Origin of the sequence: Sphingorhabdus sp., assembly GCF_023910635.1 — a bacterium.
Classification (GTDB): domain Bacteria; phylum Pseudomonadota; class Alphaproteobacteria; order Sphingomonadales; family Sphingomonadaceae; genus Sphingorhabdus_B.
Window position 1 is genome coordinate 1 of the sequence record NZ_JAAVVZ010000010.1, and the last position, 16,256, is coordinate 16,256.

Genomic DNA, 16,256 nt, shown 5'->3' on the forward strand with positions numbered 1-16,256 from the left:
CGGACATTGCGGGTGGCGGTTTGGCGGGCTTCGAAGGCGACGACGAAGCTGCCGATATTGTTCTTCAACGGCATTGGCGCGAATATTGAGGCTATGGCGCCGATGGCGGAATTGCTCGATGATCGCGACTTTATTACCTTTGATATGCCCGGCATTGGTGGGTCGCCCGACCCCGTTGTGCCTTATAATGCGATCCTGATGGCTCGGATTGCGGCATTGTTGCTTGACCGGTTTGACATGCCCCTTGTCGACGTCATGGGCGTAAGCTGGGGCGGAGCGATGGCGCAGCAATTTGCGTTGCAGAACACTGCGCGCACCAACAAGCTTATCTTGGTCGCGACCAGCGCCGGCATGTTGATGGTCCCGGGTAACCCGGCTTCGCTCGTCAAAATGGCCGACCCGCGCCGCTATATCGACCCCGAATTCATGGCGAAGCATTTCAAGACGCTGTACGGCGGTATGGTGGGCAACAAGTCGGAGCATATTGGCCGCATTACGCCGCCGTCGAAAACCGGATATTTCTATCAATTGATGGCGATGATGGGATGGACGAGCGCGCCGTTCCTGCCGTTTATGAAAACCGAAACGCTCATCATGATGGGTGATGATGACCAGATTGTTCCGCTGGCCAATGGCAAATTTTTGAATTTCCTCATTCCGAACAGCGAATTGTTCGTGGTCAAAAATGGCGGGCATTTGTTCCTGTTAAGCCATGTTGAGGAGAGCATCGCGAAGATCCGTGCGTTTCTGGATCGCGATGCGGACGGGGCACGAAAGGCCGCCTGACCCTCTGGTTGTTACACATAACGCCTGGTTTTTCTGCCAACCGGCAATGACTGTCATCATAATTACGCTATTTATGCGTTAGACGCTCTTTTGTGTCCGCATAAAGAGGTTGAGTGCGTATGTTCAAAACTGTTGGGATCATCACCGGCGTAGATGCCGAGGCAGCAGCGTTATTTCCCGGCCAGAGCGCCAATAGCGAGGCGCTGCATGGCTTCATGGTGCGGCAGGTGCCTTTTGCAGGCCGTAACATCGTAATTACCTGCAGCGGCATTGGCAAAGTGAACGCAGCGATGGCGGCAATGATGTTGGTCGAACATTATCGTGCCGACTTGCTGCTGGTTGTCGGCACGGCTGGAAAGCTGAATGGCAGGGACGGGCATTGCTTCCAGATCGTCGAAGCCGTGCAGGGCGACTATGGCGCATCGCGCGCCGGTGGCTTTGTCCATTATCGGGCAGGGGCCTGGCCCATTGGGGAGGCGCATGCCGAACCCTTCCGTGCCGCCATCATGCCCGACACTGGCCTGCCCAAGGTGCGCATCATCACCAGCGATTGTTTTGTCGAAAGCGCTGAACATGGCCAAAGGCTGCATCAGGCGCTCAACGGCGATATCGTCGACATGGAAACCGCCGCCGTCGCACAAGCCGCCGCGCGTATGGACGTGCCATGGGCCGCGATTAAGGCGACCAGCGATGATGCCAATGGCGACAGCGCTGGCGATTTTCAGGCCAATCTAAAACGCGCCGCCCGCTTGGCCGCAGAGGCCACCGAGCGGATGATAGAGGAATTGCCGCGCGGTTAAATCAACAAGCCGATGGCGTGGATGATAATCCCCGCCAGGCCGCCGACTAAGGTGCCGTTGATGCGGATGAATTGCAAGTCGCTGCCGACGGCATTTTCGACGCGGTCGGTGATGGTGGATGCGTCCCAGCGGGCGACGGTGTCGGACACCAAACGGACGATGTTATCGCCGTAATTTTCGGTCGTGCCGACAATGGCGCGGCGGGCGAAGCGGTTGATTTGGTGTTTCAGCCGGGCGTCTTCTTGTAAATTGCCGCCAAGCTTGATGAGCGCATCGCCAAAGCTACCGGCCAATGCGGCATCGGGGTTACGCGCCGCCTTTAACAGGCCATCGCGACCTTGCTCCCACAGGCTGTTGATCCATTTGCCCATTGCGGGGTTTTCCAACAATTGCCCCTTCCAATGCGCGACCTTGGCTTGCAGTTCTTTATCATGACGTAGGTCATGGGCCAGCTTGGCGAGCCCCTCTTCGCCCTTTTCGCGTAAAGGATGGTCGGGGTCCTCGGCCATGTCGTGGAGCAATTTGTTGAGGCCGTTGACGATGGCATTGGCCAATTTGTCATCAAGGCCGGTCCAGCGCATGATCGTATTGGCGCGTTCCTCCACCATTTCGCGGATCAGATGTTCATTGGCCTCCAATGTTGCCGACGCCCATTTGATGATGCTGTCGAGCACAGGGATATGCCGCCTCTCGCGGATCATCGCGGTCAGCAACTGGCCCAGCAAAGGCGCGATGTCGAGTTTGTCGAGTTGCTTGCGAATGGCACCCTTGGCGATGCCGCCCAATCGTTCATCGTCGAGCGCGGCGATGATATCCCCCATCAAGCGCGATGCCCCCATGCGCATCCGGCCTTCGCCGCCCGATGGCGCGCTTAGGAACTTGCCCATTGCGCCTGCGACATCCATGCGCTGCACGCGGCGGGCCACGACCTTGGTTGTCAGGAAATTGGTGCGCAGGAAACTGGCCAAAGTGCGGCCAAGCCGTTCCTTGTTATTCGGAATGATCGCGGTGTGCGGAATGGGTATGCCTAAAGGGTGTCTGAAGAGCGCTGTGACGGCAAACCAGTCGGCCAGGCCACCAACCATCCCAGCCTCGGCAAAGGCCCTTAAAAAGCCCCAATAGCCGTCGTAACGCGTTTCCATATATCTGCCGAATACGAACAAAGCGGCCATACACAGCAACAAGGCCGTTGCGATAATCCGCATCTGGCGCAGTTCGGCATCGCGCTCCGCATAGCGCGCTTTTTCCGACAGGCCGAGTTGGTTTATAGCTTTCACACGGCCGACCTTAAAGGAGTGTGTAAAAAACGCCACCCATCGTCATCCTGAAACGCGTTCAGGATGACGACGATAAGTGGCGGCGCGGCCACCATTTCACTCGGCTGGCTGAAGTCCGCCCAGGTCGCCTTTGCTCGGGGCGTTGTCCGTCGGCTTAGCTGGCTCTGTAACATTCTCTTTATGCTTTGCAGGATCATAGGTCAGCAATCGCGTGCGCAGCCATGGCCCAACGCGCTTTTCAAACCCGTCGGCCAGGCTGAAACCCGCAGGGACGATCAGCAAGGTCAGCAAGGTCGACACGATCAAGCCGCCGATCACGACCGTGCCCATGGGCGAGCGCCATTGGCCGTCACCGCCCAATGAAAGCGCGGTGGGGACCATGCCGGCGGTCATGGCAACGGTGGTCATAACGATTGGCTGCGCGCGTTTATGCCCAGCCTCCATAATCGCTTGGAATTTGGGCACGCCGCGGGCCATTTCCTCAATCGCAAAATCGATCAACAATATGGAGTTTTTCGCGACGATACCAAAGAGCATCAAAACGCCGATGAACACCGGCATAGATATTGGCTGGCCAACCAAGGCAAGCGCCAGCAAGCCGCCCAATGGTGCGAGCAACAACGAACCCATGTTGACCAAAGGCGACATGAAACGATGGTATAAAAGCACCAGCACCGCAAAAACCAACAATGTTCCGGACACCAAGGCGACCATGAAGTCTTTTTGCATTTCCGCCTCCCATTCCTGAGACCCGAAAGGTGCGCGGGACACGCCGGTGGGCAGATTTTCCATGATGGGAAGCTTGTTAATTTTCTTGTCCGCCTCCGACGAAACGATACCGGGCGCAAAATCCGCGCCAATGAAGATACGGAAATTCTGATTTCGACGTTGAACTGAGGTTGGGCCAGCGCCAAAGCTGATGTCCGCCACGCGGGACAGGGGCACAGACCCGCCGCTCGCTAATGGCACGGGCAGGTTGCGGATGACATCCAAGTCCTGACGCGATTCCTTGGCGAGCATGACGCGGATCGGGATTTGACGATCCGACAGTGAGAATTTTGCGCTATTCTGATCAATATCGCCCAGCGTAGCAACGCGGATTGTCTGGCTGAGCGCCACGGTCGATACGCCAAGCTGCGACGCAAGGTCGTTGCGCGGCGTTATGATCAATTCGGGACGCTGCAAATCAGCGGAGATACGCGGCGCACGCAATTCGGGCAGCGTCTTCATCTGCTCGACCAAAGTTGCCGCTGTCCGGTCAAGTATACTGGGGTCTGATCCTGACAACATGACCGAAACGTCGCGGCCAGAACCACCACCACCACCGTCCGGGCCGTTAGCCAGAAACGTAACACGTGCGTCCGCGATTTTGGTGAGCAAAGGCGTTAGATCTTCTTCGAATTCCTGACTGGTCCGGGCCCGGTCCTCATGCAAGGTGATGAAAATGCTGGCGCCGCCTTCGCGCACGCTTTGCAATGCCGTTTTGACTTCAGGCTGCCGCTCGACGATTGCCGCGGCTTCGCTGCTGATCTCACGCGTGCGCTCCAACGTGGTTCCGGGAACCATTTCGATGCGAATACGGCTGAAATCGGTATTACCATCGGGGAAGAACTGCTTTGGCAGGACGACAAGCAAGACGACCGTCAGCGCGAGCGCCAGCGCACCAATGCCCATCATCCAACGGCGGTGACCCAGCGACCAGCGCAAAATTTTCATATATTTGTTGATCCAGCCGGCCTCGCCATGTTCGGCCATACCGTCGGCTTTCAGGAAATAGGCCGCGATCATTGGCGTAATCATCCGCGCCACGGCAAGGCTCATCAGAACCGAAGCGACCACCGTCAGACCGAAATTCTTGAAGAATTGTCCAGCAACGCCGGGCATGAGGCCAACGGGCAGGAACACCGCGACAATCGAAAATGTCGTCGCAACCACCGCAAGGCCGATTTCGTCGGCGGCATCAATCGACGCCTGATAGGCCGATTTGCCCATCCGCATATGCCGGACGATGTTTTCAATCTCGACAATGGCGTCATCGACCAATACCCCGGCCACAAGACCAAGCGCCAAGAGCGACATGGTGTTCAGCGTGAAGCCCAAAAGGTCCAAAAACCAGAAAGTTGGAATGGCCGACAACGGAATGGCAATCGCCGAAATAATCGTTGCCCGCCAATCGCGCAGGAACAGGAAAACGACGACGATGGCAAGCAACGCGCCTTCGATCATCGCGGCCATGGAGCTTTTATACTGGCCCTTGGTGTAATCTACGCTGTTGAACAAAGTAACGAATTTGATGCCGGGATTTTCTTTTTCGATTTCCGCGATTTTGACCATCGCATCATCGAAGACGGTGACGTCGGACGCGCCCTTGGCGCGCGACATGCTGAAGGTGACGACTTGTTTGCCGCCCGCAAAGGCCATGGCTTTCTGTTCGCTGAAGCCGTCAGTAACTTCGGCGACATCGGCCAATTTGATGGAGCGGCCGCCGCCAAGGCTAATCTGCGTCTGGCTCAGCGCGAAGGCGTCGGTGGCGTTGCCAAGCACGCGGACCGATTGGCGTGATCCGGCAATTTGCGACTGACCACCCGATGCGTTGATATTTTGTTGGCGCAGGACCGCGTTAATCGCGCTCGCGCTTACGCCCAATGATTGCATTTTCGCAGGGTCAAGGACGACGCGGATTTCACGGTTTACGCCGCCATTGCGGCTGACCGAGGCCATGCCTTCGACAGCGAGCAAGCGGCGTGCAACGCTATCGTCCACGAACCAACTGAGTTGCTCCAGCGTCATGTCGCTGGCTTCGACCGCGAAATAGGCGATTGGTTCGCTGGATGTAGCAACCTTGAAAATCTGCGGCTCCAATATGCCATCGGGCAGGTCGCTGCGGATTTGGTCGACGGCGTTTTTGACTTCGCTGACTGCGGCATTGATGTCGTCGCCAATTTCGAATTCGGCGCTGACCGTCGTGTTACCTTCGCTTGAGCTGGCATCAATGTTGCGAACGCCCTGCACACTGCGGATCGCGGATTCGACCTTTTGCGTTATCTGTGTGGTGATTTCGGTTGGCGCAGCGCCGGGTTGCGAAATCGAGACAACAACAACCGGGAATTCAATATCAGGTTCATTCTGCACTTCCATATTCCGGAACGACATGATTCCGGCAAGGGTGAGTGCGAGGAACAAGACGATCGGCACCACCGGATTGCGGATGGACCATGCAGAAATGTTATTTAAATTCATGATATATATCCCGAATGGCCCAACGACTTACTGTTTCTTCAACAGTTTGGGATTGATCGTTTCGTCCGGGTTGAGGAAGCCGCCCGCGTAAAGAACGACGCGTTCGGTGCCGTCCAAGCCTTCTTCAATAATCAAGCCATTGGCGGTCACTGGGCCAAGCTTCACCAGGCGCTGCTGCACCTTGTTATTCTTGCCGACAATATACACAAAGCTGCCTTCGCGGCCGGTTTGAACGGCGGATTCAGGCAGAACTGGTGCCGTCATTGCGCCCGATTTGATTTCTACCGACGCAAATCCACCGGGGCGCAATGCCTTGTCAAATGGCAAGGCAACACGCGCCATGCCCTGACGGCTCTGCGGGTCAATCATCGGCGAAATCTGCCAGATATTGCCTTCAAACACCCGATCAACGCCAACAGGCGTCACCGAAGCAGGAATGCCGACGGCGATCTGCGCCAGATCATCTTCGCTCAGCTTTGCCTGAAGCTCCAACTGGCCATCCTTGGCGATGCGGAACAATATGCCGCTGCCTGCGGACACCGTCTGTCCGGTCTCCACATTGCGTTCCAGCACATAGCCCGAAACAGGGGCACGGACATCAAGCCGCGCATTGCGGGCGCGGGTTTCGGCCAGTTGCGCGTTGGCGACACTCACCCGCGCGCGGGCGGCGTCGCGATTGGCGGTCTTGCGATCAACATCTGCCTTGGAAACAAAACCACGCTCAACCAACTGCATCGCACGGTCGAGTTCGTTTTGGGCAAGCTGCAGGTCTGCGCGGGCGACGCCGATCTGCGCCTCAAGCGCGGCGGCCTGTTGCGTTTGTACCGAACGGTCAACGCTCACTAAGACTTCGCCTTGTGTCACCCAGTCGCCTGCATCGACATACACCTGTAGCACGCGTCCACCTTCACCAACGACGCCGACGGGAATTTCGCGGCGTGCGGCCAATGTGCCGGTCGCGTTAATCGCGCGCACCACGCTATCGCGACCCGGAGCTACCACGGTCACGGTCTGCGCTTGGCCAGCCTTATCGGCATCAACGGGCGCAGTGGAGCCGCTACCGAAGAAATAATAAGCGGCCCCCGCTATAATCAGTATCGCCACGATGATGGCTGCAATGCGGACCCGACGCTGGTTCCGATCGCGGTTGTCCTGCAGAATCTCACCATTTAGCGTAGCGCTCATCGTCGTTTCGTAATTCATACCGGGGTTCCAAATAATAAATGCGGGGAAAGCATACGCCCCCAATTTGTTCATATTATGGCTGTATTACCCCAATAAGTCACTGTCCGCAAGCCGCAGAACGCCACAGGATAAACGCTTTAATAGCGCATAGAATATCGCAAATACCCATGCGTAACAATAGGTCCTGACCCTAAGTTTCGACAAACAACATCAAGAAGAACCACGCAGAGCCGACTGCGTGGCGTTATACGCATGTCTAAGGAGAATAGTTTACCGCATAAGGCAGCGTTAAATGGCCGTAGTAATGGCCGATTTTACCCATGCGACGTTTCAGTTCAGTATTTTTGCTGCCGTTCATATAGGCAACGATAATGTTGAATGCGGGTTACCCGCAGACCGGGCATGCCCGACCGGTCGACCGCACGCTGCCACGATGCGAATTCCTCAAGCGTTAGGTAATAGCGTTCACAAACGTCGTTGATGGACAACAACCCACCATTGACAGCAGCCACGACCTCCGCCTTGCGGCGGACAACCCAACGGGTCGTGCCCGGAGGCGGCAGGCTGTCGAGGGTGAGTGGTTCACCCAAGGGGCCAATGACTTGCGACGGACGGAATTTTTGATTTTCAATCATGACTTTTTTTCTGCTCCGTGCCCGACAAGGTTTGATGTTTTTCCTGTTCTGGCAGGAAATAGCATTCGATTTTTGATATTGAATGAAGCGGATTGGTAAACAGGTTGTTCATTCATTTTTGTTGCTCCGCTTTTTGCCAAAAAGAACCCCGTACTGCTATTCCCGTGTCTGGTTCTGCGGCGAAACAGTGAATGCGCGCGGCCAGATTGTCGCCATCGGCAATGTTGCCATGTTCTGCACGACGCAAACTACGCACGGTCGGACTTTTCGCCTGCCGCGCACGCGCCGCGTCGAGCACGCCTTTGGCCTTGTCCTCAGGCGTCTGCGCATATTTACGCAGCGCGTGATGGGGAAAATTCATTTTCATGCGACGGGCTTACCCGCATAAAGTCTAACAGGTGGTAAAGGCGCCGTTCAATCGTTGTTAAGACAGATTAACGCCCTTCAGCATTTGATCCGGAGCGACAATGGAATGGTCCTTGGAAACCCTTCAGAAAACTGGCAATTCGCCGACGAAGCTTCTAGGGAGGCAATCCCATGACCGATGACATATATCATTCTGATTTCCAACTTGGCCCCGACCTTACAGGTAAGCGGATCGTCGTTGCCATGTCGGGCGGCGTTGATTCCTCGGTTGTGGCGGCGCTCGCGGCGCGCACGGGCGCGGAAACTATTGGCGTCACATTACAACTTTATGATCATGGTAGCGCCGTAAAACGGGCAGGGGCATGCTGCGCCGGACAGGACATACGCGACGCACGCGCCGTCGCCGATAAGCTTGGCATTGCGCATTATGTTTTTGACCATGAAAGCCGCTTTCGCGAATCGGTGATCGACCATTTCGCCGATGAATATATGGCTGGCCGGACGCCTATCCCTTGCGTGCGATGCAATATGGGCGTGAAATTCACCGATCTTTTCCGCCTCGCGCGGGAATTGGGAGCAGATTGCCTTAGTACCGGCCATTATGTCCGCCGCGTCGAAGGGCCAAATGGAGCCGAACTGCACCGCGCCGCTGACCCGGCACGCGACCAAAGCTATTTTCTGTTTGCGACCACGCAAGACCAATTGGATTATCTCCGCTTTCCCTTGGGCGGCATGCCTAAACCGCACGTTCGGGCCATTGCGCAGGAAATGGGATTAATCGTGGCGATGAAGCCCGATAGTCAGGACATCTGTTTTGTACCCGATGGGGATTATGCCAGCGTTGTCAGAAAAATTCGGCCTGATGCCGAAGTCGGCGGGGACATTGTCCATCTGGATGGCCGCATTCTGGGCCAGCACAAGGGCCTCATCCATTACACCGTTGGGCAGCGTAAAGGGCTTGAGGTTGGCGGGCAGGCTGTGCCTTTATATGTCATCCGCCTTGATGCCGCGACGCAGCGTGTGATTGTCGGGCCGCGTGCGGCGCTTGCCGTCCAAGCCGCGCGTATCATTGATGCCAACTGGCTTTCCGATATCGGCAACCGGCCGGTAATGGCAAAGGTGCGGTCTATGTCCCGCCCTGTGCCTGCGCGTCTGGATGGCGAATGGCTTCGTTTTGACGTGCCCGAATATGGCGTTGCGCCGGGACAGGCGGCCGCATTATATGACGGCGACCGCGTGCTTGGCGGCGGCTGGATCGAAGAGACACTGGCGGTGGAGATGGCCTCTGCCGCTTAACAATATGCGCTTCACTGAAAGGGATGTTCAGGATGCATTTGAGGGAAGCACAACGCGACATGCGCCGGGCTTATGTCAACGGTGGGGTCGGTATTTTCGTATCCGGGCTGGTATGGGTGATCGCAGGGGCGGTCACTTTATATGTCGACCTGTTTTCCGGCATGGCCGCGTTGTTTTTCGGCGGCATGTTAATCCATCCTTTGTCGCTGTTACTTGCCCGGCGGGTATTTTATCGCGGCCGGGCGCGCGCGCCGAACCCCATGGAGATGCTCGCGCTGCAATCTACCGCGTTCCTCATCATTGGCCTTGCCATCGCCTATCTGGTCAGCGGGACTTATGGTGATTGGTTCTTCGCCATTGCCCTCTTGGCCGTGGGGGCACGCTATCTGGTGTTCCAGACGGTATATGGAATGCGTCTGTTTTTGATGCTTGGCCTGGTTTTGATTATCATCGCCGCCGTCGCTTTATGGTTCGGCATCACGCCGGCATTTGTCGCCCTCGCTGGGGGCGCGACCGAGTTGCTATGTTCGGCGTTCATTCTTGTTCCGGCGAAACGTTAGCTCAAAGCGCCTCGATTTCCGCCGCGTTCAATTGGATACAACCAAAGGCACCGCGCTGTTCCGCCACAGCCTCGGCCAGAAATGGCACTGATGCATAGACGCGTTTGTTTTCGGGATCGTCGCTCAAGCGCACCATCTCCATGCCTTTTTCCTTGTCGGTTTCACACGATGCCATATCGCGACCTTGCATATAGCGGCACGAGCAGGTGACATGTGCACCATAAGCTGCGCCAACCTGCGCCTGTCCCTTGATGCTGCTCCAGTTCCATAACAGCCACAGCGCCGCACACAGAACGATGACGGCACCGACAATTTTCAACGTCTTAAACCGCGGATGCGGCGCTTTTGGTCTTTGGGTCGAAGTTGCGGTTGCCATAAGCTCTCCATTTGGTAAATCGAAGCATCCTATGCCTAGAAACAAAATCCACCTCGCCGCAACCGCTTTTTGCGCCATCGCTGCGCTCAGCCTATCTGGATGCGCCGCTGAGCCACCCGCAAAGCCTGCTGAACCGGGCTTTAGCATGGCCGTCGATGACGCGGTGATTAGCCAAGCAAAGCTTACCGCTGCTATAGCCCCCTTTTTTGAAGATCCACTGGTTGGTGAAACTCGCGCGTTGGTCGTTATGCATGGCGGGCGTGTTGTCGCCGAACGCTACGCGCCGGGATATGGACCGGACTCCAGGCTTATCAGCTGGTCCATGGCCAAAAGCGTGACTGGCGTCTTGGTTGGCATGATGGTGGCGGACGGTCGGCTGGCCTTAGATGAACCCGCAATCGTGCCCGAATGGCAAGCGCCCCGCGATGGTCGTGCGGCGATAACATTGCGCCATTTGCTTCATATGTCGTCGGGTCTGGACCATACTGAAATGGCGGAAGGCAGTGTCGAGATTTTTGATGCGGACACGCCGCGCATGCTGTTTCTCGATGGCCGCGAAGATGTTGCACGCTATGCTGAAACGCGTCCCTTGGAGGCCGTTCCGGGCGAGAAGTACGAATATAGCACGGCCACCAGCCATATTCTTGCCGACATAATGACGCGGTCGTTGACGGACAGCAAAGATCCCGTTGTGCGCCGGGATGCGATGTTGGAATATGCGCGTGGCCGTTTGTTTGAACCTTTGGGCATGACAAGCGCCCTACCTGAATTTGACCGCAACGGCACAATGCTCGGCGGAAGCATTATCCACGCCACCGCGCGTGATTGGGCAAAATTTGGCGAATTTTTGCGGAACAATGGCTCGGTGCGCTCCGCACAATTGATGCCCACAAGCTGGATGCGCTTTATGAAGACGCCAAGCAAAACCGATGCAAGCTATGGCGCGCATATATGGTTGAACCGGACACGCAAGGAAGGTCGCGATCAAGTGCTGTTTCCCGGCAAGGCGCCATCGGATGTCTTCGCCGCATTGGGACATTTGGGACAATTTGTGGTGGTGTCACCGCAGCACCGCCTCACGATTGTGCGGCTCGGCAACACCCCGGATGATCAGCTTGATCCTGTCAACGACCAACTGGCCAAGCTGATTTCGGCTTTTCCGAAGTCCTAAAGCTTCGCCACGGGCGCGTCGTCGCCAAGGTCTTCAAACCATGCTTCGACCGGGCCGGTGAGCTTGATCAGCAACGGATTGCCTTTTCGGTCGCGTGCCTTTCCAGCCTGAACCTTGATCCAGCCTTCGGAAATGCAATATTCCTCAACGGTGGTGCGGACTTCGCCTTTGAAGCGAATGCCAATACCACGCGACAGCAAGTCGCCGTCGAAATGCGGGCTCATCGGGTTAATCGACAGGTGATCGGGCGGGGTGTTGGGGCCCGCGGATTTCGTTTCTTCAGTCATGATGCGCGCTGTGCCGCAAAGCATAGCACTTGGCAATATAGCGCGGGCAGTGCAGGGGAACGAAATGGCACATTCAAACAATTATGACGCGATTATCCTTGGTGCCGGTGGCGCAGGTCTGATGTGCGCTTTGACCGCCGGGCAACGCGCAAAGCGCGTGCTGGTGATTGATCACGCCACGGGACCGGGCAAGAAAATCCTTATTTCCGGCGGCGGACGATGTAATTTCACCAATGTGAATGCGACCACCACACACGCGCAAGAACGCTATCTATCGGCCAACCCGCATTTCGCGAAGTCAGCTTTGGGCCGATATACGCCGCAGGATTTTATCGATCTGGTGAACGCGCACAATATCGCTTTCCATGAAAAGACGCTGGGGCAATTATTCTGCGACGGTTCCGCGCGGCAGATTGTCGCCATGCTGATGGCGGAATGTGACAAATCGGCGGGCTTTGGTGGCCGGGTCGATTTCGTGTTCGATGCACCCTTGGGTGAAGTGACCCATGATGGCAGCAACTATCATGTCACCTACAACAATGTGCACGCGCAAGGCGCGGCATTGGTGATTGCGACCGGCGGCCCAAGCATTCCGAAAATGGGTGCTACCGCCTTTGCCTATGATCTTGCGCGACAGTTCGGATTGAAAATTGTTGAGCCACGACCCGCCTTGGTCCCGCTAACGCTGGGTGGTGATGATGTGTTGTTCCGTGAATTGTCGGGGGTATCGTCTGAAGTGGTTGCAAAGCATGGAAAAGCTGCATTCCGCGAGGCCGCATTGTTCACCCATCGGGGGCTCAGCGGCCCCGCAGTGCTTCAAATCAGCAGCTATTGGCGCCCCGGCGACCAAGTCGAGATTGATTTTCTGCCATCACTGGATGCCACCGAATTATTATTATCCGAAAAACGCGCACGGCCACGTGCGACTTTGCGGTCAACATTGGACCGCGTCTTGCCTGCGCGCTTGGCCGAAGCGCTCGCCGCCAAAATTGGGCTACTCGGCAACCTCGCCGACCAAAACGACCGGAAATTGGTGGGTGCGGGGACGCTACTCGGCAACTGGCCATTCGTCCCCAATGGCAGTGAGGGCTATGCCAAGGCAGAGGTGACATTGGGCGGGATCAGCACCGATGGCCTGTCGCAAAAGACGATGGAGGCGAAGAAAATGCCAGGATTATATTGTATAGGCGAGGCGGTGGACGTCACGGGTTGGCTCGGCGGCTATAATTTTCAATGGGCGTGGGCCAGCGGCGTCGCGGCAGGGGAGGCCATTTAGGGCCATAACCGAGGGCCGTTGCCCAAAGAAAAAGGGCGCCGAAATCGACGCCCTTTTCATTATGCCGCCTGTTTGGCGCGCGATGCTTTTTTCCGCTCATTGGGGTCCAACAAACGCTTGCGCAGGCGGATATTCTTCGGCGTGACCTCAACCATTTCATCGTCATCAATATAGGCAATGGCTTGCTCAAGCGTCAGGCGCTTGGGCGGTGTGAGGCGGATGGCGTCGTCCTTGCCAGTCGAACGAAAGTTCGTCAGCTGCTTCGACTTCATTGGGTTTACTTCGAGGTCATCTGGCTTGGCATTTTCGCCGATGATCATGCCTTCATACAAGGCTTCGCCTGGCGAGACCATCAGGATACCGCGCTCTTCCAATGGGCCAAGGGCGTAAGCAACTGCTTCGCCAGCGCCGTTGGAAATCAGCACGCCGTTTTTGCGGCCTTCAATATGACCACGATGCGGGCCATATTTTTCAAACAGGCGGTTCATGATGCCCGTACCGCGCGTGTCGGACAGGAATTCGCCATGATAACCAATCAGACCGCGTGATGGCGCGCTGAAGGTGATGCGGGTCTTGCCGCCGCCCGATGGACGCATATCGGTCATGTCGCCCTTACGCACAGCCATTTTTTCGACGACAGTGCCCGAATATTCATCATCCACGTCGATGACGACGGTTTCATACGGCTCAGTCCGCTGACCCCGTTCGTCTTCGCGGAACAGCACGCGTGGGCGGCTGATACCAAGCTCAAAGCCTTCGCGGCGCATGGTTTCGATAAGAACGCCCAATTGAAGCTCGCCACGACCAGCGACTTCAAAGCTGTCCTTGTCTTCGGCCTCAGTGATACGGACGGCGACGTTGCTTTCGGCTTCGCGCATCAGGCGGTCGCGGATCATGCGGCTCGTAACCTTCGTGCCTTCACGGCCAGCCATGGGGCTATCGTTCACCGAAAAACGCATCGACAATGTTGGCGGATCGATTGGCTGCGCCTGCAATGGCTCGGTCACTGTCGGCTCTGCAATCGTGTCTGCCACGGTCGCGGTGGTCATGCCGGCGATGGAGATAATGTCGCCAGCCTTGGCTTCGTCCACAGGAACGCGCTCCAGCCCTCGGAACGACATGATCTTGGATGCACGGCCGGTTTCGACAATCTTGCCGTCCGGGTTCAACGCGTGGATCTGTTGGTTCACCTTGACGGTACCCGACAGCACGAGGCCGGTCAGGATACGGCCAAGGAAGTTGTCGCGGTCAAGCAAGGTGACAAGCATTTTGAATTCGCCGTCAACATCTGCCTTTGGCTCTGGAACATGGCTGACGATGGTTTCAAACATCGGCGTGAGCGTGCCTTCACGCGCGCTCGGGTCAATTGAGGCATAGCCATTACGACCCGAGGCATAAAGCACAGGGAAATCGAGTTGCTCGTCCGTTGCATCGAGCGATACGAACAGATCGAATACTTCGTCCAACACTTCCTGAATACGTTCGTCAGGACGGTCGACCTTGTTAACGACGACGATGGGGCGAAGGCCCAAAGCCAGCGCCTTGCCCGTTACGAACTTCGTCTGGGGCATCGCGCCTTCGGATGAGTCAACCAACAGGATGACGCCGTCAACCATCGACAAGATGCGTTCAACTTCGCCGCCAAAGTCGGCATGGCCCGGTGTATCGACGATGTTGATGCGGGTTTTTTCGCCCTTGTGGTCGTCCCACTCAACCGAGGTGCACTTGGCAAGAATGGTGATGCCGCGTTCTTTTTCGAGATCGTTCGAATCCATCGCGCGCTCTTCGATACGCTGATTGTCGCGGAAGGTGCCCGACTGCCGAAACAGTTGGTCAACAAGAGTGGTTTTGCCGTGATCGACGTGCGCGATGATGGCGATGTTACGCAATGACATTTGGAAATGGGCCTTTTGGAAGGTCTTCATAGCGGCCACATGCCACCAGATTCTCGCGGGCCATTAACGCAATATGCGCTGCAGCGCAACATCGCTGGTGTTGCAATACGCGATTGCAAGCGTCAAAGCGCTTGGATGTTCGCTCGTATCTTCGCTGATCGCTTTGTCATGCTCCTGCTCGCCACGATATTGTTGGCGAGCCTGCTTCCCGTGCGGGGCCAAGCAGCGCAGGTCGCGTCATTGATTTCATTGGCGGCGATATTTCTGCTGTTTTTCCTGAACGGCGTGCGCTTGCCCCGACACGAAGTGATGAATGGCGTGCGCAATTGGCGGTTGCAGGGGGCGATTTTCTTTTTCGTATTTGGCGTGATGTCGGCCACCGGATTGGCTCTGTCGCATGTTTTCGACAATATCTTACCGCCGACACTTGCCTTGGGGTTGCTGTTTACAGGCATCCTGCCTTCCACTGTGCAGTCGGCTGCGGCCTATTGCGCCTTGGCCAAAGGCAATGTGGCGGCATCGGTTGTCGCGGCAGCTTTGGTCAATCTGATCGGTGTACTGTTGTCACCTTTGCTCCTGGCGGTGTTGGCGCATGTGGGGGAGGCGGATATTTCAGGCGCAGCGATTGGCCGCATAACGCTCATTCTGCTCCTGCCCTTTGCGCTCGGCCAGATGGCGCAGCGTTGGTGCAAACCATGGGTAGACCGCAACAAGGATGTGGCGACTTGGATGGACCGCATCTCGATTGCCATCGCGGTCTATGTGGCGTTTTCAGGCGCGGTTGTGGCGGGGATATGGAGCATCGTGCGCGGTGATGAGCTTGCGTGGTTGGCATTGGCTTTGTCGGTCATGCTGCTGGTTGGCTTTGGCGGGGCTTGGGCCATAAGCGGGGCTATGAAGCTACCGCGCGGCGACCGGATTACCATGCTGTTTTCGGGTGGGCAGAAAAGCATCGCCATTGGCGCGCCGTTGGCTGCGACGATATTCCCGCCCGCAATCGCGGGAATGGTCCTGTTGCCGACGCTGATTTATCATATGGCGCAGTTGATATTGTCTGCGCCATTGGCCACGCATTTGGCGAAAGATGCGTAACGTGTCTCCCCATC

General features: G+C 56.6%; 15 protein-coding genes. 7 read left to right on the forward strand and 8 right to left on the reverse strand.

From position 1 onward, the window contains the following. A partial coding sequence (locus tag HEQ34_RS07630) for an alpha/beta fold hydrolase (RefSeq protein WP_296199359.1) occupies window positions 1–786 on the forward strand: 786 nt, incomplete at its 5' end. A 119-nt stretch (window positions 787–905) separates the two neighbouring features. Next, window positions 906–1,586, forward strand: coding sequence for a 5'-methylthioadenosine/S-adenosylhomocysteine nucleosidase (locus HEQ34_RS07635; RefSeq protein WP_296199507.1), 681 nt, complete (start codon window positions 906–908; stop codon window positions 1,584–1,586). On the opposite strand, the gene HEQ34_RS07640 is transcribed toward HEQ34_RS07635, so the two are convergent. The 5 genes from HEQ34_RS07640 to HEQ34_RS07660 form a co-directional block, all read right to left on the reverse strand. Beyond that, window positions 1,583–2,791 (reverse strand): DUF445 domain-containing protein, encoded by a 1,209-nt coding sequence (locus HEQ34_RS07640; RefSeq protein WP_296199509.1) that lies wholly within the window; start codon window positions 2,789–2,791, stop codon window positions 1,583–1,585. The genes HEQ34_RS07635 and HEQ34_RS07640 overlap by 4 nt on opposite strands. 168 nt (window positions 2,792–2,959) lie before the next feature. Further along, entirely contained in the window at window positions 2,960–6,103 is a 3,144-nt protein-coding gene (locus HEQ34_RS07645; RefSeq protein WP_296199360.1) for an efflux RND transporter permease subunit, read from the reverse strand. 27 nt (window positions 6,104–6,130) lie between these two features. Next, window positions 6,131–7,306, reverse strand: coding sequence for an efflux RND transporter periplasmic adaptor subunit (locus tag HEQ34_RS07650; protein WP_296199361.1), 1,176 nt, complete (start codon window positions 7,304–7,306; stop codon window positions 6,131–6,133). A 317-nt stretch (window positions 7,307–7,623) separates the two neighbouring features. Further along, window positions 7,624–7,923 (reverse strand): DUF1153 domain-containing protein, encoded by a 300-nt coding sequence (locus HEQ34_RS07655; protein ID WP_296199362.1) that lies wholly within the window; start codon window positions 7,921–7,923, stop codon window positions 7,624–7,626. Window positions 7,924–8,035: 112 nt separating this feature from the next. After that, window positions 8,036–8,290, reverse strand: coding sequence for a hypothetical protein (locus tag HEQ34_RS07660; protein ID WP_296199363.1), 255 nt, complete (start codon window positions 8,288–8,290; stop codon window positions 8,036–8,038). 170 nt (window positions 8,291–8,460) lie between these two features. On the opposite strand from HEQ34_RS07660, the gene mnmA reads away from it, so the two are divergent. Together mnmA and HEQ34_RS07670 are read left to right on the forward strand one after the other, a co-directional pair. Further along, window positions 8,461–9,585, forward strand: a complete 1,125-nt coding sequence (gene mnmA / locus HEQ34_RS07665) for a tRNA 2-thiouridine(34) synthase MnmA (RefSeq protein ID WP_296199364.1) — start codon at window positions 8,461–8,463, stop codon at window positions 9,583–9,585. 32 nt (window positions 9,586–9,617) lie between these two features. After that, a complete protein-coding gene (locus HEQ34_RS07670; RefSeq protein ID WP_296199365.1) occupies window positions 9,618–10,145 on the forward strand; it encodes a hypothetical protein in 528 nt (175 codons plus the stop codon). Between the two features lies 1 nt (window position 10,146). Here the strand turns inward: HEQ34_RS07670 and HEQ34_RS07675 are convergent, their stop codons facing one another. Beyond that, entirely contained in the window at window positions 10,147–10,521 is a 375-nt protein-coding gene (locus HEQ34_RS07675) for a hypothetical protein (RefSeq protein WP_366934848.1), read from the reverse strand. Window positions 10,522–10,552: 31 nt separating this feature from the next. Here HEQ34_RS07675 and HEQ34_RS07680 point away from each other — a divergent pair, with 31 nt between their 5' ends. Then, complete coding sequence (locus HEQ34_RS07680) at window positions 10,553–11,692, forward strand: serine hydrolase (RefSeq protein WP_296199367.1); 1,140 nt, start codon at window positions 10,553–10,555, stop codon at window positions 11,690–11,692. Here HEQ34_RS07680 and HEQ34_RS07685 read toward each other — a convergent pair. After that, window positions 11,689–11,979, reverse strand: a complete 291-nt coding sequence (locus HEQ34_RS07685; protein WP_296199369.1) for a DUF3297 family protein — start codon at window positions 11,977–11,979, stop codon at window positions 11,689–11,691. The genes HEQ34_RS07680 and HEQ34_RS07685 overlap by 4 nt on opposite strands. A 64-nt stretch (window positions 11,980–12,043) precedes the next feature. On the opposite strand from HEQ34_RS07685, the gene HEQ34_RS07690 reads away from it, so the two are divergent. Further along, window positions 12,044–13,255, forward strand: a complete 1,212-nt coding sequence (locus HEQ34_RS07690) for an NAD(P)/FAD-dependent oxidoreductase (protein WP_296199371.1) — start codon at window positions 12,044–12,046, stop codon at window positions 13,253–13,255. A 59-nt stretch (window positions 13,256–13,314) separates the two neighbouring features. On the opposite strand, the gene typA is transcribed toward HEQ34_RS07690, so the two are convergent. Beyond that, window positions 13,315–15,150, reverse strand: a complete 1,836-nt coding sequence (gene typA, locus HEQ34_RS07695; RefSeq protein ID WP_296199373.1) for a translational GTPase TypA — start codon at window positions 15,148–15,150, stop codon at window positions 13,315–13,317. Window positions 15,151–15,189: 39 nt separating this feature from the next. Between typA and HEQ34_RS07700 the strand changes: the two genes are divergently transcribed. Continuing rightward, window positions 15,190–16,242 (forward strand): bile acid:sodium symporter family protein, encoded by a 1,053-nt coding sequence (locus HEQ34_RS07700; protein ID WP_296199376.1) that lies wholly within the window; start codon window positions 15,190–15,192, stop codon window positions 16,240–16,242. The last annotated feature ends 14 nt before the right edge of the window (window positions 16,243–16,256 follow it).